At 41.6% G+C, this 25002-nt stretch carries 25 protein-coding genes; 4 read left to right on the forward strand and 21 right to left on the reverse strand.

The annotated features are described in order from the left end of the window. Nucleotides 1–2: 2 nt before the first annotated feature. Complete coding sequence (locus B9Y89_RS15430) at nt 3–1223, forward strand: nucleotidyltransferase (protein ID WP_085524088.1); 1221 nt, start codon at nt 3–5, stop codon at nt 1221–1223. Between the two features lie 6 nt (nt 1224–1229). Here B9Y89_RS15430 and B9Y89_RS15435 read toward each other — a convergent pair whose 3' ends face one another. Continuing rightward, nucleotides 1230–2267: a SepM family pheromone-processing serine protease gene (locus tag B9Y89_RS15435; protein ID WP_176222253.1), complete on the reverse strand. Its 1038-nt coding sequence runs from the start codon at nt 2265–2267 to the stop codon at nt 1230–1232. A gap of 5 nt (nt 2268–2272) precedes the next feature. Then, nucleotides 2273–3055, reverse strand: a complete 783-nt coding sequence (locus B9Y89_RS15440; RefSeq protein WP_085524090.1) for a patatin-like phospholipase family protein — start codon at nt 3053–3055, stop codon at nt 2273–2275. A 140-nt stretch (nt 3056–3195) separates the two neighbouring features. Between B9Y89_RS15440 and ylbJ the strand changes: the two genes are divergently transcribed. Next, nucleotides 3196–4440: a sporulation integral membrane protein YlbJ gene (gene ylbJ / locus B9Y89_RS15445; protein ID WP_085524091.1), complete on the forward strand. Its 1245-nt coding sequence runs from the start codon at nt 3196–3198 to the stop codon at nt 4438–4440. Here ylbJ and coaD read toward each other — a convergent pair whose 3' ends face one another. The 10 genes from coaD to safA all read right to left on the reverse strand — a co-directional run bounded on the left by coaD (nt 4441) and on the right by safA (nt 12309). Then, nucleotides 4441–4932, reverse strand: coding sequence for a pantetheine-phosphate adenylyltransferase (gene coaD, locus B9Y89_RS15450; protein ID WP_085524092.1), 492 nt, complete (start codon nt 4930–4932; stop codon nt 4441–4443). Continuing rightward, nucleotides 4925–5500: a 16S rRNA (guanine(966)-N(2))-methyltransferase RsmD gene (rsmD, locus tag B9Y89_RS15455; protein WP_085524093.1), complete on the reverse strand. Its 576-nt coding sequence runs from the start codon at nt 5498–5500 to the stop codon at nt 4925–4927. Before rsmD ends, coaD begins: the two co-directional genes overlap by 8 nt. Nucleotides 5501–5788: 288 nt before the next feature. Continuing rightward, on the reverse strand, nt 5789–6052 hold the full coding sequence (locus B9Y89_RS15460) for a DUF2129 domain-containing protein (RefSeq protein ID WP_085524094.1): 264 nt from the start codon (nt 6050–6052) through the stop codon (nt 5789–5791). Nucleotides 6053–6137: 85 nt separating this feature from the next. Continuing rightward, nucleotides 6138–6575: a YlbF/YmcA family competence regulator gene (locus B9Y89_RS15465; RefSeq protein ID WP_176222254.1), complete on the reverse strand. Its 438-nt coding sequence runs from the start codon at nt 6573–6575 to the stop codon at nt 6138–6140. A gap of 98 nt (nt 6576–6673) precedes the next feature. Then, nucleotides 6674–6955: a YlbE-like family protein gene (locus B9Y89_RS15470; protein ID WP_085524096.1), complete on the reverse strand. Its 282-nt coding sequence runs from the start codon at nt 6953–6955 to the stop codon at nt 6674–6676. Nucleotides 6956–6964: 9 nt separating this feature from the next. Further along, nucleotides 6965–7387, reverse strand: a complete 423-nt coding sequence (gene ylbD, locus B9Y89_RS15475) for a YlbD family protein (protein ID WP_176222255.1) — start codon at nt 7385–7387, stop codon at nt 6965–6967. 95 nt (nt 7388–7482) lie between these two features. Then, nucleotides 7483–8673: an amidohydrolase gene (locus B9Y89_RS15480; RefSeq protein ID WP_085524098.1), complete on the reverse strand. Its 1191-nt coding sequence runs from the start codon at nt 8671–8673 to the stop codon at nt 7483–7485. A 111-nt stretch (nt 8674–8784) separates the two neighbouring features. Beyond that, on the reverse strand, nt 8785–10404 hold the full coding sequence (locus B9Y89_RS15485; protein ID WP_085524099.1) for a BCCT family transporter: 1620 nt from the start codon (nt 10402–10404) through the stop codon (nt 8785–8787). Between the two features lie 122 nt (nt 10405–10526). Beyond that, nucleotides 10527–11570, reverse strand: a complete 1044-nt coding sequence (locus tag B9Y89_RS15490; protein ID WP_139822818.1) for a CAP domain-containing protein — start codon at nt 11568–11570, stop codon at nt 10527–10529. 106 nt (nt 11571–11676) lie between these two features. Further along, complete coding sequence (safA, locus tag B9Y89_RS15495; RefSeq protein ID WP_085524101.1) at nt 11677–12309, reverse strand: SafA/ExsA family spore coat assembly protein; 633 nt, start codon at nt 12307–12309, stop codon at nt 11677–11679. Nucleotides 12310–12479: 170 nt separating this feature from the next. Here safA and B9Y89_RS15500 point away from each other — a divergent pair, with 170 nt between their 5' ends. Further along, nucleotides 12480–12851 carry a YugN family protein gene (locus B9Y89_RS15500; RefSeq protein WP_085524102.1) on the forward strand — a complete coding sequence of 124 codons (372 nt, stop codon included), beginning with the start codon at nt 12480–12482 and terminating at the stop codon, nt 12849–12851. A 35-nt stretch (nt 12852–12886) separates the two neighbouring features. Here B9Y89_RS15500 and B9Y89_RS15505 read toward each other — a convergent pair whose 3' ends face one another. The 7 genes from B9Y89_RS15505 to cyoE form a co-directional block, all read right to left on the reverse strand. Further along, entirely contained in the window at nt 12887–13390 is a 504-nt protein-coding gene (locus tag B9Y89_RS15505; RefSeq protein ID WP_254901265.1) for a GNAT family N-acetyltransferase, read from the reverse strand. Between the two features lie 123 nt (nt 13391–13513). Continuing rightward, nucleotides 13514–13975: a DUF420 domain-containing protein gene (locus B9Y89_RS15510; RefSeq protein ID WP_085524103.1), complete on the reverse strand. Its 462-nt coding sequence runs from the start codon at nt 13973–13975 to the stop codon at nt 13514–13516. A 122-nt stretch (nt 13976–14097) separates the two neighbouring features. Next, entirely contained in the window at nt 14098–14430 is a 333-nt protein-coding gene (locus tag B9Y89_RS15515; RefSeq protein ID WP_085524104.1) for a cytochrome C oxidase subunit IV family protein, read from the reverse strand. 3 nt (nt 14431–14433) lie between these two features. Further along, the gene (locus B9Y89_RS15520) at nt 14434–15054 is read right to left on the reverse strand and encodes a cytochrome (ubi)quinol oxidase subunit III (RefSeq protein WP_085524105.1); all 621 of its coding nucleotides are present in this window, start codon (nt 15052–15054) and stop codon (nt 14434–14436) included. 1 nt (nt 15055) lies between these two features. After that, nucleotides 15056–16942, reverse strand: a complete 1887-nt coding sequence (locus tag B9Y89_RS15525; protein ID WP_085524764.1) for a cytochrome c oxidase subunit I — start codon at nt 16940–16942, stop codon at nt 15056–15058. A 46-nt stretch (nt 16943–16988) separates the two neighbouring features. Beyond that, nucleotides 16989–18023, reverse strand: a complete 1035-nt coding sequence (coxB, locus tag B9Y89_RS15530) for a cytochrome c oxidase subunit II (RefSeq protein ID WP_085524106.1) — start codon at nt 18021–18023, stop codon at nt 16989–16991. A gap of 97 nt (nt 18024–18120) precedes the next feature. Further along, nucleotides 18121–19056, reverse strand: coding sequence for a heme o synthase (gene cyoE / locus B9Y89_RS15535; RefSeq protein ID WP_085524107.1), 936 nt, complete (start codon nt 19054–19056; stop codon nt 18121–18123). A gap of 333 nt (nt 19057–19389) precedes the next feature. Here cyoE and B9Y89_RS15540 point away from each other — a divergent pair, with 333 nt between their 5' ends. After that, on the forward strand, nt 19390–20292 hold the full coding sequence (locus B9Y89_RS15540; protein WP_085524108.1) for a COX15/CtaA family protein: 903 nt from the start codon (nt 19390–19392) through the stop codon (nt 20290–20292). Nucleotides 20293–20343: 51 nt separating this feature from the next. Here the strand turns inward: B9Y89_RS15540 and pyc are convergent, their stop codons facing one another. Beyond that, nucleotides 20344–23790: a pyruvate carboxylase gene (pyc, locus tag B9Y89_RS15545; protein WP_085524109.1), complete on the reverse strand. Its 3447-nt coding sequence runs from the start codon at nt 23788–23790 to the stop codon at nt 20344–20346. After that, the gene (gene ftsW / locus B9Y89_RS15550; protein WP_085524110.1) at nt 23791–24924 is read right to left on the reverse strand and encodes a putative lipid II flippase FtsW; all 1134 of its coding nucleotides are present in this window, start codon (nt 24922–24924) and stop codon (nt 23791–23793) included. It lies immediately after the preceding gene. Nucleotides 24925–25002: the final 78 nt, after the last annotated feature.

Raw genomic sequence — 25002 nt, forward strand, 5'->3', positions numbered from 1 at the left:
CTATGAAAGCAGCGGGCGTCATTGTTGAATATAATCCATTACATAACGGTCATTTATATCATTTACAAGAAACAATCAAACAAACCGGTGCTGATGTTATTATTGCTGTCATGAGCGGCAACTTTTTACAACGTGGTGAACCGGCGATTACATCAAAATGGACACGGACCAAAATGGCCTTGGATGCAGGTATCGATCTCGTTATTGAGTTGCCTTATGCTTTTGCAACGCAAAACGCAGAAATATTTGCTGGCGGTGCTATTTCTATCCTTAAAGCCCTTAAAGTTGATCACTTATGTTTCGGCAGTGAAGCGGGTGACGTCGCACCCTTCATGCAAACCCTTGAAGCGTTACAGAACCATCATGATCAGTATCAGAAAGCGATCAAGACTTACATGGGTCAAGGTAACAGCTACCCGACATCCCTTGCACGGGCATTCAAACAGCTTGACTTACCTGCAGACAAAAGCATTGATTTATCGCAGCCCAATAATATTCTTGGTTTTCATTATATCAAAGCTATGTCGGAACAAAATCATCCTATGACCGTTCATACCGTTAAACGCAAGCAAGCAGGTTACCATGATCTTACTGTAAGTGATGCCAATATAGCAAGTGCTACAAGTCTTCGGCGGATGATTTTTAACCATCAAGGTGGTCTGTTATCTGCAGAACCCTACATTCCTAACTTTACCCTCCAACGCCTGCAAAAAGAAGCTCACGCAGGACGTTTAACGGAATGGAGCGACTTCTTTCCCTATCTTAAATATCGTCTATTAAGTACTAATATTGAACATCTTGGACATATTTATGAAGCTGAAGAAGGATTGGAAAACCGTCTGCAGCAAAACATTCGTGAGGCCAATACATTCAATGAGTTTATGACAGCTATCAAAACCAAGCGTTATACATGGACACGGCTCCAACGCCTGCTCACACATACACTGATCAATGTAACCAAAGACAGGCTCAGAGAGACGTTGCAACAACCTTCGAGCCCCTATATACGGTTATTAGGGATGACAACTCAAGGTCAAACGTATTTACATGAGATTAAGGACACACTGTCCCTTCCCTTAGTAGCGAACGTGAATCGGTTTAACCATCCGCTCTTAACCATTGATGAGACAGCAGCCCAGTTATACAACTTTATCGTCGGAACGAAACCTGGCAGCATGACGCCGCTGTCCGAGCATCGCCGTCATCCCATTCGTCGAACATAACTACGGTTAATTTTGCTTCTGCAAGTCATTTAAAGCTGTGTTAAAAGATTTCGTCGGGATGACTTTCATATCTGTTTTAATGTCTTTGGCAGCCGCTTTAGCGTCTTGAGCCTCATTATCCGCCGTCGGTGCGAAGAAAATGTCACAATTGGCGTTGTCTGAGGCGACGACTTTCTGCTGAATGCCGCCGATGGGTCCAACCGAACCATCCGTATTAATGGTTCCCGTTCCACATATTTTACGGCCTTTGGTCAGATCTTTAGGCTCCAGGTTGTCATAAACCGCTAACGTCATCATTAAACCAGCTGAAGGGCCGCCGATATTTTTTGTATCTATCGTCACTTTCCGGTCTAACTGAACATCCATTTTATCTCTAAAGGTAATGCCAATCCCATATTGCTTAGAATGATCATCCGAGACGTAAACATCGGGAAATTGGCCGACCGGAACTTGATACGTCTTTTCCTCATCATCTCGGCGAATCGTGAGGGATAACCGATCGCCCTTGTTTTGTTGTTTTACAATCTTTTGTAATTGTTCAGAACTCCTGATGTCCTTCCCGCTAGCCTTTAAGATAATATCGCCTGCTTTCAGCTTATCACTTGCAGGCATGTCTGAAATGACATTAAGGATATGTACCCCGACAAACTTGAGCTTGGGATCAAGTCCTGCTGTTTTCGCTGCAACATAAATCGCTCTTTGCTGCGCTTGAGTCATGTTGTCTAGACGGCTCACTTCCCGTTCATGCTGGTTTTCATCCGGGCCTGTCATCGCTTCAGCAGGCATTAATTGAGTATAGGGATTACCATCAAATTTTGCCCATAGATAGCGATAGACATTCGAGCGTTTTTGGTCCACTAAAATCGTCACCAAGTTATAGGATCCCTTGCTCTCTGATCCATCTTCAACGGATAGCATGGGCTTGATTTCATCGGCGGAACCCGGCATCGTCACATAAGTGTCAACATGATAGAAGTTCAAACCACAGGCTATAACTAAGATAGCTACAACAATGTAATATAATAAGTTGCTTCGTTTTTTCACGAAATTTAAGGCCCCTTCCATTCCCGGATTGTTTGTTCAATGGTCGTGATTTGGTGACGCGCTGTTTCCTCTCCTATTTTAATGATTTTGTCCATATTTGTGAACGCTTTTGAATTAAAACCACTAACATTCGGCTTTAGCATGACATCTGCCAGTTGCTCTTGTCCTTTTACCATTTCCTGTTGCATGATATCAATACTCTGCACAATCACATCAAAGAAAGAAGCAAAGGTCGACCGATCACTCGCGCTAGCGACATCAACAGCGATGATAATATCAGCACCCATCTGCTTAACAACGTTAACCGGGACACGATCAATAACGCCACCGTCTACCAAGATCATATCACCTTTTTGAACAGGAATGAAAATGCCTGGAATGGAAATACTCGCTCTTATGGCTTCATACAAGTACCCTTCCTCAAATATTATCCTCTCTCCATTAGCCAAATTCGTTGCAACAACTTGAACCGGAATGGCCGCATCGGCAAAAGTCTTCTTCTTCGTAATGGCACGAATCAATGACGTAACTTTCTTTCCGGAGATAAACCCCAATCTGGGAACAGTAAAATCAAGATAATGATTTCTTCTAAACGTCGTTGCCAGTTTGAACATAGGCTCATAATGGTAACCGATCGCATACAGCGAACCGACAAGCGCCCCCATACTCGAACCCGCAATATAATCGACTTGAATATTGTGTTCTTCCAAAACTTTAATGACGCCAATATGAGCAAAGCCCTTGGCACCACCTGAACCTAAAGCAAGTCCGATCTTCGGTCGTTTCATGAATGCTCCCCCTGCTTGGTCTAAAGTAAGAACCTTCTGCGTATAGTTGGTAATGGACAGGTTATAAAGACTGATACCAAAAATATATGCGATTCAGGTCTTAAGCATTAACCAAGATTACTGAGAGAGGGGAGCATTAAGTGACTACTGTAGCAAAAATCCAAACGTTTACACTTGCAGCCATCGCAATCATCCTAGCTGCAGCCATTGTCGCGTTTCCAAAGACATCTGTAGATGCTTCCGTGAGCGGGCTTAAAGTATGGTGGAATGTCGTTTTTCCATCCTTGTTACCTTTTTTTATTCTGTCAGAACTGTTGATAGGTTTTGGTGTGGTCACTTTTATAGGTGTCCTTCTTGAACCTATCATGCGCCCTATTTTCAAAGTCCCCGGTATTGGTGGATTTGTCTTTGTTATGGGATTAGCTTCCGGTTTCCCGGCTGGAGCCAAATTTACTGCCCGGCTTTACGAACAAAACCAATTAACAAAAACAGAGGCCGAAAGATTAGCGAGTTTCACTAATTTTTCCAACCCATTGTTCATGTCCGGCGCGATTGCCTACGGATTTTTCGGAAAAGCATCACTAGGTATCATATTAATGTTAAGTCATTATATTGGCAATATATGTGTTGGACTGCTTATGCGTTTCTATAAATCCTGGGAGCGTTCATCGGAAGAGACGAGACTGTCTCCTATGATTTTGGGAAAAGCTTTAAGACGAATGCACCGCGAACGTATGAAAAATAAACAACCCATTGGTCAATTGCTTGGTGATGCGGTGCAATCTTCAGTGCAAACTCTTCTAATGGTTGGCGGTTTCATCATTCTATTTTCTGTCCTCAACCAACTGCTCGAACAGCTAAATATTACAGCAGTTCTTGCTACCATTGTGAAATATGTGTTTGCCTTATTGCATATCACTCCAGAATTAAGCTCTGGATTTATTCCAGGATTATTTGAAATTACGGTCGGTGCTCGAAAAATTAGTGAGATTCAAGCACCATTAATGGAAGCTGTGATTGTAACAAGCTTTATTTTAGGTTTCTGCGGGCTTTCTATTCAGGCCCAGGTCGCCAGTATTTTAGCCCAAGCCCGGTTGGACAGTAAACCTTTTTTTATTGGAAGGATATTCCACGGTTTGTTTGCGGCGATTGTTTCCGGGTTTCTTTTCATGTTCATGTACCGGGAAGACCAGACGAGTTTTAATGGCGCAGATACGATACCTGTTCTCACATCACCACACGGGCAGCTTGATTTCCTTAGCACCCTTAATGTTTTTTGGCATGATAGCCTCCATTGGGGTTCTTGGGTAACTCTACTCAGTCTTATTTTATTTGTATTGGTGACGGCGTCCCGTCTATCATCACAGCAAAAGCCCCGCTACTAATTATGTAGCAGGGCTTTCAAATTTAGCTTTTAATGCCGTTTCCACCACGGGTGGTACTAAATCCTCAACAAGGGCATCGTGACTGGCAATTTCCTTAACGATACTGGAACTTAAAAAAGAATATTGATTGTTAGTCATCATGAAAAAGGTTTCAATATCATCATTCAATTTTTTATTGATTGATGTAATTTTAAGCTCATATTCGAAGTCAGAAACAGCTCTGAGCCCCCGCAGCAACACATCAACATGTTTCTGATTGGCATAATCAACCAGTAATCCATGAAAATAATCGACGGTTACATTGGCTAAATCTTTGGTTGACTCTTTTATAAAGTTCACTCGCTCTTCAACAGTAAATAAGCCGTCCTTACTGTTATTATGTAAAACAACAACGATAACATGGTCGAAAATTTTGGCGCCTCTTTTAATGATGTCCAAATGGCCTAGTGTAACCGGGTCAAAACTTCCTGGACATACGGCTGTTTTACCCATTTTTTATCCCTCCGGAAGATTGATATATCGCGATCGCTGTTTGACTTTGAAAGCTTTGCTGACGGTTCAAAACCAAATGGGGTTCCAATGTATCCGCCATGGTTCGATTGGCATCATGCTCAACAACCAACACGCCCTGCTCTGTAAGCAACTCTTGCTCAGCGATCACTTGCATAATGGCTTCTAAACTCTTATCACTGTAAGGGGGGTCTAAAAAGATGACATCAAACGTTAGCCCCCGTTTGACAATCGCCTTTAAGGCACGGCGGGCATCATTACGAAAAACCTCAGCAACCTCCATATAACTCAATGTGACGAGATTGGTTTTGATGGTTTCCACCGCCTTCGGTGCACGATCAACAAAAATAAAGCTATCAAAACCGCGACTGAGTGCTTCAATACCAAGCCCACCGCTTCCTGAGAATAAATCTAATCCACGACCCCCATCGAAAAAGGGTCCGATCATGTTGAACAAAGCTTCCTTGACCTTATCAGTTGTCGGCCTTGTTGCCTTGCCGGGGACAGCCTTTAGCCGTGTGCCTTTCCGTGTACCTGCGATCACTCTCATATCGTTCATCCTCTAATATAGCATTCGTTATTCATCTTATCACAATCCATGCATTCGACCAATATAGACCAAATCACTAAAATCATGTATAGTTTACAAGAATGATGGCAAATATAGTAATAGCAACATCGGTTATGATGTTGTGCAACCGCGGAGACTTACGTTTCCCCATAAGTTTTTCCGCCGGTTTCTCCTCTCCCATTGTCTTGGCATACTTAGATATGCGTAAAGACGCCCGCAGGTGTTATACCTGCGGGCTTTTTTATCTAAGTACCAGGCCACTAACAACTAAGCATTTACCTCTTCTTCGGATGCCTGAGAATGATCTAAATGCTCCTGCCGAAGTTCGTATAAGGCCGAACGTTCCACATTTTCAACCGGCTTTTGCTTCATTAAAGCATTGATCATCGATTGATGGTTATGTTCATCACAATAAACAATAGCGTAGTTTAATCGGTTGGATACATAATGAACGTTCCCATAACGACGGAGAATTTTAGCATGTTTCGGATGCCGAAGCCAGACGATGAGCCCAATTCGTTGTTTATCCAAATTCAACCCCCCTGGTATCGTTTACAATCATGCTTGATTTCATATTAGGCGCAAAAAGTCACCTATTTGGATAAGACGATGGATTTTAACCACATTGACAAGCGCCGCCGGTGCCACAGCCACCACCGCAACCACGGTCAAAAAAGGGATCACCATTAGGCACTTTAATAGATGGAGAAACGGCACCTGCCATCGTTGCTCCAACTTCGTTAAGCAGCGATTCTAGATTCTCTTCTGCTTTCTTATAGGCAGCAATGCTATCATTCAGGTCGACTTCCCGCTTCATTTCCATCATATCATTAATTACCGTTTTGTATTCGGGATGATATTTTCCGAAGCGCTGTACCTCATCATATTTCTCACGCAATTTGACAAATCGGTTAATGATGTCTTGGGCTTGTTTATCGTCAGCCAATGTTTGTTTACACCGGCGATAATCTTCGGCAATGTCTGATTCGGCAATCATACCTACCAAATCTTCCGCCTGATCTAATAGCGAAATGTGATCCATGGTAGCAATCATGATCGAACACCTCCACCATTCATTGTATCATGGATAGAGAGCTTTTACACCTCTAGATATTAAAATCGGCCCGAATCAGGCGGCTGATGATCAAGACACTAGTCTTGATCATCAAATCCATCCTGAGTATCCTCACCACTTGTATCAGTAGCATTCATCATTTTTGCCATTTCTAACATCATCATCACCATATTCATTTGCTGTCCCCATCGATCTATCTTTTGCGACAATGTGCGTCCGTAGAATTGGTCAGCATAAGATTTTAACGCCTCAACATTTTCGGGTCTGCGCCGTAAATCGCGATACCATTCAGGATGAGCCCGTACAAAAAATTTCAGTTCAGGATTATCATCTAAATAAATCTGAATATCACGCCTCATGTTGATCCACTAATCCCTTTTGAACGTTGGCGGCTGCTGACCTGCTTGCGGCATCATATGCGCTGGGCGCGAGCTAATATATTGATGAGAACGCTGAGGCATGATTTGTGTGATGATATCATGTATGTTGGTTAAGGCACCGTTAATTTGATCCAAATGTTTATTAACATTGTCTGGATCCATACGACTTATAAACTCAATAAAGTGTTGGATGGATTCACCTTGGGATGATGACGTCTCCTCAGCTTCACCTTTACGAATATCGATGCCATAGTCTTCCCAAATTTCATGATCCTCGCCAAATAAAACCCATTCTTCAAAAACATCTTTCCATGACTTACCTTCCTCACGAACCGTTTGAACCATTTCTGGATGCTCACGGACAAACGCTTTAAATTGTTTCAAAGCATCAGCCGTTGTTTGACTGGCCATAAAAGACACCACCCTTTTTTCATGCTTACCTACTAACATGGTAAGCGCAAAGTAGATGGTATGTGCGCCCAAATTATGGGCGACCTGCTGACTAGCTAAATTTTATTAAAAAACTTAAAGGCGGCATGGGTAAATATATCAACCCCTTTTCGGAGCGCATCTTCGTCAATGGTAAAACGTTCATGATGATGCGGGTATGTAATCCCCTTTTCCTGATTGCCTGCACCAATAAAAAAGAAGGCCCCAGGCTTCGCATGTTGATATCCAGAAAAATCTTCACCAGCCATAACTGGGTCACTATATTCGATAACTTCTGTTCCGTACACATCCGTGACCGTTTCCTCTACGAGTCTTGTGACTTGTTTTTCATTAATGACGGGGCGATAACCCGGAATATATTCGAATTCATAACTTGCGCCATGAGCATCCGTGATGCCTCTGACTACCCGTTCCATCAATCCTGGGATATCAGCACGTAATTCAGGATTGAAGCTTCTAACCGTACCTGTCATGGAAACCGCACCAGGGATGACATTATGTGCCGTCCCCCCATTGAATTGAGTAACCGATAACACGAGTGGCTCAATCGGATTATTATAGCGGGCTACAACATGTTGCAGGTTTGTGACAACTTGAGAACCGATTGCGATACTGTCAACAGTACTATGAGGCATGGCGGCATGCCCACCCTTGCCATTAATCGTAATATGAAACATGTCAGGTGAAGCCATCATGGGACCATAGATGATCCCAACTTTACCTGATTCAATTGGGGTCCATAGATGCGCGCCAATGATCCAATTGACATCGTCAACAACACCTGTTTGGACCAATTCTTCCGCACCGCCTGGTTGCAGTTCCTCAGCGTGCTGAAATATGAACCTGATTTCCCCTTCTATCGATGCCTGGCATGTCGATAAAATTTTCGCTGTCCCAAGCAGCATCGCCGTATGACCATCATGACCGCAGGCATGCATCACGCCGGGATGCTTAGAGGTGAACTCGAAATCATTTTGTTCTTCAATAGGTAAGGCATCCATATCCGCTCGCATTCCTAAGACTGGGCCGGATGAATCCCCTATGAGCCGCCCAATCACACTTGTTTCTGTCGGCCGGGTAATTTCGATATTTCCAAATGACGATAGTTGATCCGCTACAAACTGAGCCGTTTCATATTCATGATAAGAAATTTCAGGATATTGATGTAAATAACGACGCCATTCGATCACTTCTGGAATGATATCGCTCACTTGATCTTTTAGATATTCTTTTAAATCAACCGTCATCGGTTAGCTCCCCCTAAGGTAAATGACAAAATATTCATTAATAAAAGCGTACACGAAACCTCCTGTATAATCAATTAAAAAACCCTCTTCAAATGAAGAGGGTGATGATGTCTAATCATGATGATCGTCTGAATGTTTCCGTCTGCGTTTTAACCTATCCACGATTTTTCGATAATTAATATGGATGACTTTTGGTCGATAAGAATCTTGTGCTTTAATGTCACCTGTTGAGGCTTTCATAAATGACCACCCTAACAGGATTAATATGATTAGAAGTGGGAATCCTCCCACAATGCTAGCTGTCTGCAGAATAGACAAGCCACCAAGGTACATTAATGTCAAGGGTAAGAGCGATAAAGCAAATGCCCAGAATAAGCGATTCCATCGGATTGGATCATCGTCAACTTCCTTCTGAACAACGGAAGCGAGAATATATGAGCTTGAATCAAACGTTGTCGCCAAGAAAATGATGGCTAATATAGTAAAAATGGATACCATTAAAAAGTTAAGGGGTAATTGCTCAATCACACTAATAATGGCCGCCGGTGCTCCCTGTTGATTAACAACACCGATCACATCATGCACCCCGGTTAACTGCATATACAACCCGTAATTTCCGATGATACCAAAGAAAAGCAAACTTCCAATCGATCCATAAATAATGGTACCAAGAACCATTTGCCGTATCGTTCGCCCCCTGGAAATCTTCGCGACAAATAAACCGACAAATGGGGCATAGACTAACCACCAAGCCCAATAAAAGACCGTCCAACTCTCAGGAAAACCTGTGCGTTCAAACGGTCCTAAATTATTAAAGGGTTCCGTCCATGTACTCATATGAAAAAAGTTATCTAAAATTAAGCCAATGCTATTCGTAGTTGTCTCAGTAATGAACTGTGTTGGTCCAAATATAAACACGAATGCCAATAAAAATATAGCCAGCCAAAGGTTCACGTCGCTGAGATATTTAATCCCTTTGCGCAAACCTGTATAGGAACTTACTGCAAAAATGGTTGTACATATTACTAAGACAACCGTTTTTAATATCATATTGATACTTATGCCCGTTAAGGAATGAATGCCTTGAGCAATCATCGGTGTCCCCAAGGCAAGGGTCGTTCCCGCACCTCCTAATAGACCGAACATAAATAGAACATCAATGATCGTTCCGACAAACGTATCTGCCAACCGGCCAATTAACGGGCGACAGGCTTCACTGACTTTCAACACGGGTTTCTTACGAACATAATAGAAGTACGCCATCGGTAGTGATGGTAATGTATAGATAGCCCAAGCAATAGGACCCCAATGGAAAATACCATAGGTGGAGGCCCATGAGATCGCTTCCTCAGTCCCTGATTTAAGACCAAAAGGTGGTCCTTGATAATAAAAAGCCCATTCGATCGTCCCCCAGTATAAAATACTTGAACCAATCCCGGCACAGAATAACATTGCTGCCCATGAAAATGTGTTAAATTCTGGTTTTTCACCTTCATCCCCTAGTTTTACCCGGCCATTTTCACTGAACGCGACATATAGGAGAAAGAAGAAAACCCCTAAACCCACTAGTAAGTAAACAGCTCCAAAATTCCGAGAAATGAAGTCATTCGCCGCTAAGACAAAAGTTTCACCTTGTTCCGGAAAAATGATAAGCGGTATAGTCACCAACAAAAGCAATATCAGTGCTCCGATGAATGTTGGCCAGTCAATCAAACGTTTCGAATCCCCCATATTATCACCTTCCTGATTTGAAACTCTTTTCTTATCTTGTACATCGTTTCAGTTAATATTCTTCATAAAAAAAACCACGCCATTTGCAGCGTGATTTAAAATGCTTATCTTTTTTTATAATGTCATTTTCGCGGTGTAAGAAAATCTTGCGTGTAAAAATTATGATAGACACCAACGCCAAGTTCGGTAAAGTCATCCTTCAAAATATTTTTCCTGTGATCCTCACTATTCATCCATCCGTGAACAACAGCCGCAGCATCAATGTAATGCGCAGCAATATTTTCTCCAGCGATTTTGTAGGGAACTTTTTGGGTTTTTAAACGGTCACCCAAATGACCTTGCCATTTGGAATCATGGGAAAAGTAGTTTTTCTGCTCCATTTCTACGCTGTGTAAATAAGCCGCTTGAGCAGCTTTTTTGTTCCGATTCAGTTTATCCAAATCAAATCGCTGGCGAAGAATATTAGTAATATCAACAACTTGCCGGGCCCGAGCTTGATTAACAGCCTTCCATTGTTTTTGTGGAAGTTTTGGCGGTTGCTCCAATTGTCCCTTGTACACCAAAGTATAAGGCCGCTGACTCATCAGAACACTCGTTGACAAAAACCGGACACCTAATAATCGTTCATCAGAATGATTGAAATATAATTGCACCCAATGATCATTAAATTTGATAAGCGGCCGTAACATCAAATCCTCTTCTTTAAATTCGAATTCGTATTCCTCACCTTTATAATTTAGTGACAAAGAATCGGAAAATGAAACATATTTAAGAATTTCGGATGATGGGGCACCAATTTCAAAGGGTTTGGTATTGACCTTCTGTCCTAAAGCAAAAACCGTCACAACTTGACCATCATTCATACCAATCTGCATGTATTTTTCGCTGCCCCTACCATATATCCACCATTGATAACCATATCTGCTAGGGTCTTTCCTATCCGGCTGACCATATTTTTTGACGACCTTTTTTTCTGAGGCGCCCATTAAATTACCGACACTGTCTTTACTAACGGTTAAAGATTTCTTGGATGGACCGGAATCATTAATTTGAGGTGATGATGGCGCTTGATTATCTTCCTCCGAAATATCAAAAAGAAAGATTCCTATGAAAACCACTAGTGCTATAACAAAAATCAATACATTCGTTAGTCTCAGCCGTATCACATCCTTTCCGTCAGTTCCTATTATTATTATATCAACGTTTCGGGCAAAAAAGACACCCAAAGGGTGCCTTTTCACATTTTTTTAACGTTATATAAGATTTGAAGACTTATTTTGTAATAAACATTTGTGACCAATAGTGACCATAAGAACCACCTTTAGCATAACCAACACCAATTTGTGTATATTTGCTGCTTAAAATGTTTTTACGGTGACCCTTACTTTTCATCCAGGCATCAACAACGGCTTGCGGAGTCGATTGACCGGCTGCAATATTTTCACCTGCTGCTGTAAAGCTGATATTGAAGTCACGCATCATTTGGAACGGCGAACCATAAGTCGGCGACTTATGTTCAAAATAGTTGTTGTCCCTCATATCACGGGCTTTATAACGAGCGACCCGGGATACTTGCCAGTTGGCCTTCAGTGGCTCTAATCCTTGCTTTTGTCGCTCTTGATTAGTGAGTTCAATGACACGCTTCTCGAATTTTTTAATAGAAGGAATTTTAGGTATGTTGACTTGATTTCCCGGATAGATCAAATCAGGGTTAGCAATCTCTGGGTTAGCATTAATCAATTCTTTTAAACCTACATGATAACGTTGAGAAATTTTCCATAACGTATCTCCTCGTTGAATAGTGTAAGTTTGTTGAGACTCGGCACTAGCCTTTTGTAAAGAGAAGCCAGTTAATAAACTAACCATTAGAGCGACGACAAATGTTAGGCTTAATATTTTTTTCATAGAGAAACCTCCTTTTTACTAACTTCTAGTCTGACCCATTTTCTGCAAAACATTCTTCTAGAGCAGTAAAAAAATTGATATATAAAGGACAAAGGTCCCACATTGCAATTCCGCGTCGTTCGTAATATGATAAATAGGACAGAATGTTTGACTGTAAGGAGGCATAACTGATGAAATTTCATGATACTGGCATAGAAAATACTGTGCTGCCTTTCCCAGCTTTGGAACATATCATGGAGCAAGCCAACATCACACGCGGCGGTCAATGGGATTGGGAACGGGCTACATACGATTTCAAATTTGAGAACCATCATGACGGTAGTATTTATTACCTTAGAATCCCTGCCCTTGCCGTCGAGGGTGAATTCGAAAAACCTAGCGCTGTGGCTAAGTTAGGGATCCCTTATGTCGGTCACCACTATTACCCACATGGTGTTGAATATGATGAAGATTTCCCTGAACATGTGGTTACAACCTGCCAAGAAAGGCTCGCACATGTAAAAGCATTGATTGATGATTATCAAACGCACGCTGAAGAATAATGAAAAGGGCTGCCCACAACCGGACAGCCCTTCTTCTATTCTAAAATTTTCCCCATATAGAATTCATCAACATATTCATCATTCATTAAAATCGCTTTCTTTCGCATGCCCTCAATTTTATAACCCATCTTATCATATAGTCCGAGAGCACGCCGATTATGCCCCATAACGGTCAATTCAAGCCGGGTTATCCCTCTGTCTTGGGCCCACTCTTCCCCAGCTTCCAGCAGTTTCGAACCAATCCCTTGCCCGGAATGCGCTTGTAAAACCCCAACAACAATTGAAGCGCGGTGTCTGATCCTATTCAATTGATTACCCATAACCACCGCAAAACCAATAAGTTGACCCTCGCTATCCTCAGCCGTTAATGCCGTTGTATGTTCTTGATTCATTAAGTTTTCAATTTTCTTTTGTTGGTCTTGAACCGTCATTTGCCGTTCTTCCGGCTCATATAGCATGAATGTTGTTTCTTGATCTAATGCTAACTCTAATTTTAAAAAGCGATCAGCATCATCAACTGTCATTTCACGAATAACCACTAGAGCACCTCCAACACCGATCAATATAAAGCATTTCTATTATCTTCTTTAACCATCTATATTCAATATCAAGGGTTTAATTCCCTTTTATAAAATAAAAAACGCCCGGGAGAAACCCGGGGTTTACAAGCCAAATATTGCTTTAATTAAACCGCTATCCGCCTCATTTGGCCAGATAATAAATAACATAAGATAAACAATTGGCCCAGAAATCGCTGTTATGAACCAAATAATAGCCGTATACGGACCAACTTTACGATGGGCTACGAATTTCTGCTTATAACCGAGATATAGACTAATAAGACCAAAAATCGCTCCTAGCGTTGCAAACACAATATGAATGATTAAAAAGATGTGATAAGATAATGCCAAAGATTCAGGGCCATTAAACGGCACATTACCTATAAACGTCGTCCGGCTCATATAAATCACAAAGAAAGCTAAAGCAAAAATTGACGCAGTGACCATTAACTTCTGATGCTTAGTTTCATCACCTTGCCTGATAGCACGCCAACCAAGTGCTATTAAGATGCCACATATAACAATAAACGTTGTCGATATCGTTGCTAATATAAAGCTAAGCATGATCAAACATCCTCACTATGTATGAATTACATTTAGAATAACAACAATGCACCCTGCTGACCATCCAAAAAAATTTCGATTTATTGACAAAACCCCCAACTAAGCTGTTGGGGGTTCATCAATTAAATCCAAGAAATGGCACTTAATGATAAAACGGTAATAAACGCTACGCCTACACCCGAATAAATCATAAACGCCGGATAACCGTGGTCTTCATCCTTCATGTGCATGAAATAATACAATTGGAACATGAACTGAATGACTGCCAAAACAACAATAAGGAACATGATGATCGCTGCATTCTTAATTACTTCTTGCTCATATAAGTATACGGCCGTAAAGGAAATAATCGTCAGCGCCAACATCATGGCAAAAGATACGAGATAATACCGCATCTCACGTTTTTGTTTTTGCTTCTCCATATACGCTACTGTATTCAAATCTTTTGTTGTCATAGGTTACCCTCCTAAAATACCGAAAAGATAAACGACTGTGAATATGAACAACCAGACAACATCAATAAAGTGCCAATATAAGGCGGAAATATAATACTTTGGCGCCGTAACAGACGTCAATCCCTTCTTATAGGATTGGATGATGAGTGTCGTAATCCACAATACCCCAAAAGTAACGTGGGCGCCGTGGGTGCCGACTAAAGTGAAAAAGGCGGATGAGAAGGCGCTAGTTGTATAACCAAGACCCTCATGAACATAGTTCTGAAATTCGTAAATTTCCAAGCCAAGGAACGCAAGACCAAGCAGAACAGTAATCCAAAGCCACAATTGCACCTTACGTATATTATTTTCTCTAATCCCAACAACAGCAAAAACACTGGTCAAACTACTAACCAACAATATAATAGTTGCGGCAAACGTCATCCAGATATCGAACAATTCTGGTGCGCCAGGGCCTTGAGCTACTTGATTGTTCAGCGTTAAGTATGTTCCAAACAGCGTACCAAATAAGACGGTTTCACCACCGAGAAAAAACCAAAAGCCAAGAAACTTATTTTTCCCTTCTAATGTCGCTTTTTCGGGATGAGCTGGCAGCGTTTGTTCAGCGTGATCCATTTGACTCATATTACTCATCCCTCCTTATCTTTTCAGTTTCAATGATTTCTTCCTTATGAATGTGGAAGCCAGCATCATCCTTAACAGATCTTGCAAGCATACACGAGAAGAAACCAACAACACCGACAATAGCAATGATAATTCCTGTCATATCGACCGTATCACCCGTCGTGTCCGCAATAATAAAACCAATACTGACAACGGTCAAAGCCAATGACATTAAGAACGGTATCATGGTTGGTGACGGCATATGTACATCACCTAGTGGTTCAGCGGGGGTTACTTTCTTATTCCCTTCCATCTTTTCTTTCCAGAAAGTATCAAGACTTTTGGCCATCGGTGTTTGTGCAAAATTATACTCAGGCGGCGGTGATGGTATCGACCATTCCAGTGTCCGTCCAAGCCCCCAGGCGTCACCCTGAGCTTTCTTACCATTTGCAGCTGTTTTAACAATATTAATCAACAGTACAATAACCCCTATACCCATCAAAGCGGCACCAATGGAACTGAGCAGATTTCCAGTTGCTAAGTGCTCACCTTCTAAGTAGGTAAAATAACGACGCGGCATTCCCATTAACCCTAAAAAGTGTTGCGGAAAGAAAGTTAAGTGAAAGCCAATGAAAAACGTCCAGAATGTTATCTGACCGAGTGTTTCACTCAAAAATTTACCGAACATTTTCGGCCACCAATAGAATAACCCGGCAAAAATACCTAGAATGACACCACCGACAATAACGTAGTGAAAGTGGGCAACAACGAAATAGCTGTCGTGATACTGGAAGTCAGCAGCTGGTACTGACAACATAACACCTGTCACACCACCCATAACGAACGTCGGGATAAAACTAATGGCAAAAAGACTGGCTGTTGTGAAGTGAATTTGTCCACCCCACATTGTAAAGATCCAGTTGAAAATTTTGATTCCCGTTGGTACAGCAATGGCCATTGTCGCAATCGCAAAGATCACGTTAGCAACCGGACCTAGGCCAACAGTGAACATATGGTGGACCCACACCATGAAAGCAAGGAAACCAATTAAGACGGTGGCAAACACCATGGAGGCGTAGCCAAATAACCGCTTCTTAGAGAACGCACTTATCACTTCTGAAATCGCCCCAAAAGAAGGCAAGATTAAGATGTAAACTTCAGGATGTCCAAATATCCAGAATATATGCTCATAGATGACTGGATTGCCACCCGCTGCTGTATTAAAAAAGTTACCTGAGAAGATCTTGTCAAAGAACAACAAGAATATGCCAACCGTTAATGCCGGAAAGGCAAAAATAATCAATACAGACGTCACTAATGTCGTCCATATAAACAACGGCAAGCGCATAAATGTCATACCAGGTGCGCGCATATTGATAATGGTCACTAAAAAGTTAATACCACCCATTAGAGTACCAGCACCAGCCACCTGTAAACCAAGAATATAGAAATTCATACCGCTTCCAAGGTAGCCCGATGATAGCGGAGCATAAGCTGTCCAACCACCAGCAGGGGCACCGCCAAAAAACCAACTGGCATTCAAAATCAAACCACCTAAGAAAAACAGCCAGAAACCTAATGAATTTAAAAATGGAAAGGCAACGTCACGAGCCCCTATATGAAGTGGAACAACCGCATTCCATAAAGCAAAGATAAACGGCATCGCCGCAAAGAAAATCATTGTCGTTCCGTGCATTGTTAACACTTGATTATATTCAGAACCCGTGAGAAAACCCATTTCAGGCTGAATAAGTTGTATACGAATGAGTAAAGCTTCAATTCCTCCGGCAAGGAAGAATAATCCACCGCCAAACAAATATAAAATTGCAATCTTCTTATGATCAACAGTTGTTAACCATTCCAAAAGCCATGAACCAAAACCTTGGTTCTGTTTTGGTACAGAAGACAAACTCTGTGCATTTTCAGACACGATGTCAACCTCCCTTATCAGTTATTTAGTCGTCAACAGATAATGTAGATAAATACTCAGCAATCGCATTAATTTGATCATTCGATAGTTTGTCTTTAAATGCAATCATGCTTGTTCCCTGTTTTAGATTATCAGGATCTTTAATCCACTTTTTCAAGGCATCTTTGTTATTATTTTTAGCAACGCCTGCGAGGTTTTCCCGATCAGCGAAGTTCGTTAAGTTCGGTCCTGTCATGCCCTTTTTATTAGTATCTGTTGCATGACAAGCTACGCAATTTTTCTTAAATAACTTTTGGCCTTTTTGTGCTACGGCTTGATCAGGTTTTTCCGCACCGTTTTTCATATCCTTAATCCATTGGTCAAAATCGTCTTGCTCCATGACCTTAACATTAAAATACATTAGTGCGTGAGACTGACCACACAGTTCAGCACAACGACCTTTAAAAGTCCCCAATTCATCGAAAGTCAACCACATTTCATTCGTTAAACCAGGGTTAACGTCTTGCTTGCCACCAAAAGCTGGAAGCCAAAATGAGTGAACCACATCATTGGATGTCAATTCAAACACAACTTTTTTATCTTTTGGTACATATAGATCTTGTGCTGTCGTGACTTTCTTATCTGGATAAGTAAACTCCCACCAATATTGATTAGCTGTCACTTTAACCTTAAGGACATCATCTTTCTTACTATCATTATTGGTATCGGACAAAGCAAACGTTTGTTGAATCGTTGGCACAGCTAAAATGGCCAAAAGAACAATTGGAATGATCGTCCAAAGGAGTTCTAGTTTGGTATTCCCCTCAACTTGTTTTGGAATATGTTCTTCTTGTCCAGACCGTTTGCGGTAGCGAATCAATGCATATGTAAATAAAAATCCAACAACTAGAACGACCACAACCATGATCGCTATACTGATCAGCATGAGATTTGCTTGACGTTCTGCGACTTCCCCTAATGGGTCCAACGCAGAAACACCCTGCTTACCACAACCGGACAACACCAAAGCAAGCGCTGTTATAGGAAGCCAGCGCCATAAATGCTGCCATCTTTTAAGCATATGTTCGACCTCTCTTTCTCTAAATTATGACTAAATATATTAACTATAATGGTTGCAGCGATATAGTTTATAAAACCGACTACAACCATTATTGTCACTAAATAACAGACACAACCATAACAATGAACATAATGGTCATATAATTCAAAGAATACACAAACATGATCCGTGCCCATTTGATTGTATCTTTCATATAAAACCCATATAGGCTAACAGCGATCCACCCGAGACCCAGAACAATGGCCGCTATTAAATAAATCGCACCTAGTTCATATAATAAAAGTGAGACTGGAAACAGAACTAGAACGTAAGTCGTCATTTGCCTTTTGGTAAACTCGAATCCAGCGACAACCGGTAACATCGGAATACCCGCTTTACGATATTCCTCAACCCGTTTGATAGCAAGTGCCAAAAAATGAGGCGGCTGCCACAGAAACATAACCATAAACAATAACCATGGTATACCAGTGCTCAATGAGGGATCAATCGCAGCCCAACCAATCATCGGCGGTATGGCACCAGAAATGCCGCCAACAATAGTGTTTAACGAATGAGTGCGTTTTAACCACCAGGTATAAACAACAACATAGACAAACAAGCCAATAAGCCCCAAAATTGCCGCCGCATAGTGCGCTAACATTAAGCTCATTGTACCCAATATAGACATGGCAATACCAGCCCATAGAACTTGCCTTTCATCTAGTCGCCCCGTTGCCGATGGACGTTCCTGGGTTCGTTCCATTAATTGATCGATATCCCGATCAATGTAATTATTAAAACAACAGCCACCGGCAATAATTAAAGCCGTACCGATCAAAGCATAAATGATCGTCATAATATAATCTAAAAATGCGTATTCGTTAAAAGTTAATGCTAGCCAAATCCCAGTGAACGTTGTAATTAAATTGGATATGACAATCCCTGTTTTCGAAATCGTTAGGAAGTCTTTCCAAGTCCCCGAAGGATTGGCCTCCGACAATGGACCCGGTTCCATAACACGCGTAGGTTCATAGGTGGCAAAGGGCTTGCCCATAAAAAACGCTTCCTTTCTTATTGTAAAAGATGATCCTCACGAATAAAAGAACCAAAATGACAATTCTAGTCTCTATGTGATTTTCCCATTACATTATAATTAACAAACAACTAAATGGAAACCACTTTGCGCCAAAAGATTATGATTTTGAAAAACCATCACAAAAATGTTTAAGAGTGTTCACAAAAACAATTTTTGGCGTCTAAAAGATTATGTTAAGCTATTAATGGATTTCATATTATCTGTATTCATTATATACGAACTCCATTTATTTGTATACTTTGTGTCGGTTTGACATAAAATCGACACATTTTTGTAAGAAGGTGTCCCTCTTTGAGACAAAACAAATTATTTATTTTTAGTATTGTAGCCACACTTGGGATGTTTATTGTCATCTTAATGGGTGCTCTAGTAACGAACACTGGGTCTGCTAACGGGTGTGGACGATCTTGGCCACTCTGTTATGGGGAAGTTGTCCCGTCGGATGTAAAGAAAGAAACCCTCATTGAGTTCAGCCATCGTATTATTTCTGGATTAATGGGGCTTATTGTTATCATTCACGCCATTTGGAGTTGGCTTCGTTATGCCCACATTAAATGGACAAAATTATTAGCCGTTCTATCCGTTTTCTTTGTCGCATTTCAAGGTCTATTAGGAGGAGCCGCTGTCATTTGGCAACAGTCTTCCTTTATTCTAGCCTTGCATTTTGGTTTCTCATTGATTTCATTTGCCAGTGTTCTGATGCTAACCATTATTGTTTACGAACAGACCAGGTACCGCACTACCATTCGACCTAAGATTACAACGGCAATGCGTCTGAATCTTACAGGAATGTTTATCTATCTTTATCTTTTAATTTACTCCGGTGCCTTCGTTCGACACACCGACTCAGCCTTAGGGTGTCGCGGCTGGCCACTGTGTAATGGCGAATGGATTCCTGAACTTTATAGCCGCGCTGGTGTCCAGTTCATCCATAGAGTGCTGGCTGGCGTCCTCATCATCTGGTTAGCGACCACGTTCATTCGCGTCGTGCTTAAATATCGTGATGAAGTTTGGCTTTATTGGGGAATCACATTAAGCATTGGGCTTATTCTTCTTCAGGCTTTTACGGGAGCCATGGTTGTGTTAACACTTATGGATATCAGCTTTTTGCTTCTGCATGCCTCCTTCGTGACATTGCTATTCGGGGCTTTAGGTTTTCTCGTCATGATTGCTTGGCGAAAACCCAGATCATAAAAAGCATCCTGCTTCATCAGCAGGATGCTTTTTAGATTAAGTGGTTTCTAATTAGTCTCTCATTTCTACCAGTAGATCACCGGTTTGTATCGTTTCATTGGATTTAAGATGAATTTTTTCTACGACGCCATCAAAAGGAGCTTGCAGTGTTGTTTCCATTTTCATCGCTTCGGTGATCATCAGATGATCACCTTTTTTCACCTTTTCGCCTTCATCAACAAGCACCTTAATCACTGTTCCCGGCATGGTCGCACCTAAATGCTTATCATTGTCAGGGTCTGCTTTCGGTTTGACTGATATGTCGGTTTCAACATTTGTATCACGAATCACAACTTCACGTGGTTGACCGTTCAATTCAAAGTAAACGGTTCGCGTGCCATCTTTTTGCGGTTCACTAATAGATACAAGTTTCACAATCAAGGTCTTACCTTGTTCAATTTCAATCGCCACTTCTTCACCAAGCTTAAGACCGTAGAAGAAAGTTGGTGTATCTAAGACTGATATATCCCCATAAGATTCTTGCGCTTTTAAGTAATCCGAAAAAACCTTTGGATAGAGGGCATAAGATAAAAGTTCCTTAAACGTCCCTTTACGGTTAATCTTATGTTCAAGCGTTTTTTTCATTTCTGTGAAATCTACACTGTCCAAATATTCACCAGGGCGTTTGGTTAAAGGTTCACGTCCTTTAAGAACAATATTTTGCAATTGCTTTGGAAAACCCTGATATGGCTGGCCAAGATAACCTTGGAAAAAAGTAATCACAGAATCTGGAAAATCAATGGAGTCGCCGCGTTCGTACAAGTCATCCTCTGTTAAGTCATTTTGTACCATGAACAACGCCATATCTCCGACAACTTTTGAAGATGGCGTAACCTTGACGATATCACCGAATAACTGATTAACGCGGGCATACATATCTTTGACTTCTTCCCAACGTCCACGGAGACCGACTCCCTCTGCTTGTTGTTGCAAGTTACTATATTGGCCGCCTGGCATTTCATATTTATAAATTTCCGGATTAGGAGCTTTCATCCCATTTTCGAACGGCGCATAATATTCTCGTACATCATGCCAATAGTCACTCAACCGCTCCATAGCATCAATATCAACTTCTGGCTTACGCTCATTACCTTCTAGGGCATAATATAAGGAATTCGCACTTGGCTGTGACGTCATTCCGGACATCGATGCCATGGACGTATCTACAATATCAACCCCGGCTTCAACAGCACGGGAGTAGGTGAAGATGCCGTTACCACTTGTATCATGCATATGTAAATGGATCGGGATATCCACCGATTCTTTTAATTGGCTAATCAATTGATAAGCAGCTTCAGGTTTCAATAATCCAGCCATATCCTTAATAGCTAGTATATGCGCGCCTGCTGCTTCCAATTCTTTTGCTAGATTTAAATAATAGTTTAAATCATATTTCTTCTTGGCGGGGTCAAGGATATCACCTGTATAGCAGATTGTCGCTTCAGCGATTTTGCCCGTATCTCGTACAGTTTCAATCGCGAGCCGCATCCCTTCTACCCAGTTCAAACTGTCAAAAATTCTGAATACATCAATACCGGCATCTGCAGACTCTCTAATGAACGATTGAATCAGGTTATCAGCATAATTGGTATATCCGACTGCATTGGAACCTCTAAACAACATTTGCAACAGGACGTTCGGCATTTTTTCTCTGATTAACCTTAAGCGTTCCCACGGATCTTCTTTTAAGAAACGCATCATGGTGTCATAAGTAGCGCCGCCCCACATTTCAGATGAGAATAGATTCGGTAATAGCCTCGCGGTTGGTTCAGCGATTTTTTTAATATCATGCGTCCGCATCCGCGTCGCAAGTAAACTCTGGTGGGCATCACGGAACGTGGTATCGGTTAACAACACTTGTTCATGTTGCTTAATCCAATCAACAACACCTTCTGGCCCTTTGGCATCCAAAATTTGTTTCGTTCCCTGCGGCATTGGTTCAGAATACTTAACGTCCGGTAGCGTCGGCCGTATAAGGGACGGCTTTTTCTGTTGATGAATGCCCGGAAAACCATTGACCGTCACATCACCAATATAGGTTAACATTTTGGTTCCACGGTTAAGTTTTGGAGGGAATACAAACAATTCTGGTGTGGAATCAATAAACGACGTATCGGCTTGTCCGGATAAAAACGTTTCATGATTAACAACATTCTCCAAAAAGGAAATGTTCGTTTTGATCCCTCTTATTCTGAATTCCTTTAGATTTCTTAACATTTTGGATGCAGCATCCGTGAATGTTAACGCCCAGGTTGACACTTTAACGAGTAAAGAATCATAATGTGGCGTTATGACAGCGCCTTGGAAACCATTGCCGGCATCTAGACGAACACCAAAACCACCGCCTGTTCGATACGCCATAATTTTTCCGGTATCAGGCATAAATTGATGTTCCGGATCTTCAGTTGTTACCCTAGATTGAATGGCATAACCGTTCGTAACAATACGATCCTGTTCCGGGATATTGACCGGTGCTTGATGCAGATGGGCCCCTTCGGCAATGCGGATTTGTGATTGAACAATGTCAACACCGGTTACCATTTCTGTAATGGTGTGCTCGACTTGGACACGCGGATTAACCTCAATAAAATAAAAGTCTCCATCATCTGTGACAAGAAATTCAACGGTGCCTGCATTCTTGTAATTCACATGGTCCATTAACTGAACGGCTGATTGGCAGAGCCCTTCTCTAACCGGTTCAGGTAATGCCAAGCTTGGGGCAACTTCTACCACTTTTTGATGGCGTCTCTGAACGGAACAATCACGTTCAAACAAGTGCACAGTGTTACCATGACTGTCACCAATAACTTGAACCTCAATGTGTTTAGGATTCTCAACATACTTCTCAATATAGATGTCCCCTGAGCCAAAAGCAGCTTGAGCCTCGGATTTCGCACGTTCAAACGCATCTTCAAGCCCGCGTTCACTGCGAACCACTCGCATACCACGACCGCCGCCACCAAGAACAGCCTTAACCATGATGGGATAACCGTGCTCATTGGCAAATTGTTTCGCTTCTTTAACCGAATCGATGACGCCGTCAGTACCTGGAACAACTGGAATACCGGCTGCAACAGCTGCTTCGCGTGCTTTCGCTTTATCACCAAATGTCAATAAATGATCGACGTCCGGTCCCACAAAGATAATGCCCTCATCCTGACAACGTTGAGCAAATTCCTCATTCTCAGATAAAAAGCCATAACCAGGGTGGATCGCATCAACGCCATTAGCTTTAGCGATTTCAATAATCCCTTCAATATCTAAATAAGCATCAATCGGCTTTTTATCCTCTCCAACAAGATAGGCCTCATCCGCTTTATAGCGATGATATGAGCCCGTATCTTCCTTTGAATAAACAGCAACAGTACGGATATTGAGTTCCGTACACGCCCTGAATATTCGAATCGCAATTTCTCCTCTATTAGCAACTAACAGTTTCTGAATCTTTCGCTCTCCCATTTATGCAACCTCCTGTAGTCGTTTTTTTTCTCGCATTTTGACAAAACTAGAGATATTGATGAGAACCCCGACAGATATCATTGTCATCACTAAAGATGACCCCCCGTAGCTAATGAACGGCAACGGTACCCCTGTGACCGGCATGAGTCCGACTATAACACAGAGATTAATCCCCGCCTGTATTCCTATGAATGAAGCAATACCAATCGCTAGCAAACTACCGAATACATCTTGAGCCTTAATCCCGATTAAAAACCCTCGAACTACGATATAGGCGAGTAACAATAACACGAAGGCAACCCCAAGAATACCTAGTTCTTCAGCAACAATCGCCATGATAAAGTCCGTATGTGGAAATGGCAGAAAACCAGTTTTTTCAATGCTGTTGCCCAGTCCTTTACCAGACCAGCCGCCTGATGCAATAGCAATATAAGAATTCACTAATTGCAAGCCTTCGTCCTGAGCAAAAGTGAAAGGTTGGCCAACCGCTTCTATTCGATTTTTTTGTTCAGGTGATAACAGCATCGTAAATAACACCGCAATGGCTACTAAAGCAAGACTAAGCAGTGACACAAGGTGTTTGACCCGAATCCCGGAACATATAATGACACAGCTAGCAATACCAGCCACAATCATAGCTGAGCCCAAGTCAGGTTGAGCCGCAATTAAGAAAAAGAATAGGATTACAACAATTAAAGGCGGTAAGACGCTTGTTTTAAACTGAGAAATATGCCTTTGTTTGTTCGCAAATACTGAGGCTAAATAAAGAATTAGGGTTAACTTAGCCATTTCAGCTGGCTGGATATTAATCGGACCCAATGACAACCACGACGTGGCGTTGTTATTCGTTTCACCAATGATGAAGACGAGCCCAAGTAACAATAAGGTTATCGGCACTATCCATTTAATTAATTTTTGATAAGCCTTATATGGAAATAGCATCGCGACGAACCCAGCACTAATCGCAATCACAGCCCACATCATTTGTCTTTTAAAGATATAAGTGATTGTGTCATGATCGATTTGAGAGATAATGGTACTCGCACTATACACCATAACCAAGCCAAATCCAATTAATAAAAGCACGGTCACGACCAAAGTGTAGTCGTAGTTTCGAAACATTTTCTTCAACATGTTGTCCATCCTATCAAAAGTTCTCTTGTTGTATAATTCTTTGAGTGAGTATCGATTTCCTGCAAAATCGTCAAGATT

Source organism: Tuberibacillus sp. Marseille-P3662 (assembly GCF_900178005.1).
In the GTDB taxonomy this organism is placed as follows: Bacteria; Bacillota; Bacilli; order Bacillales; family Sporolactobacillaceae; genus Marseille-P3662.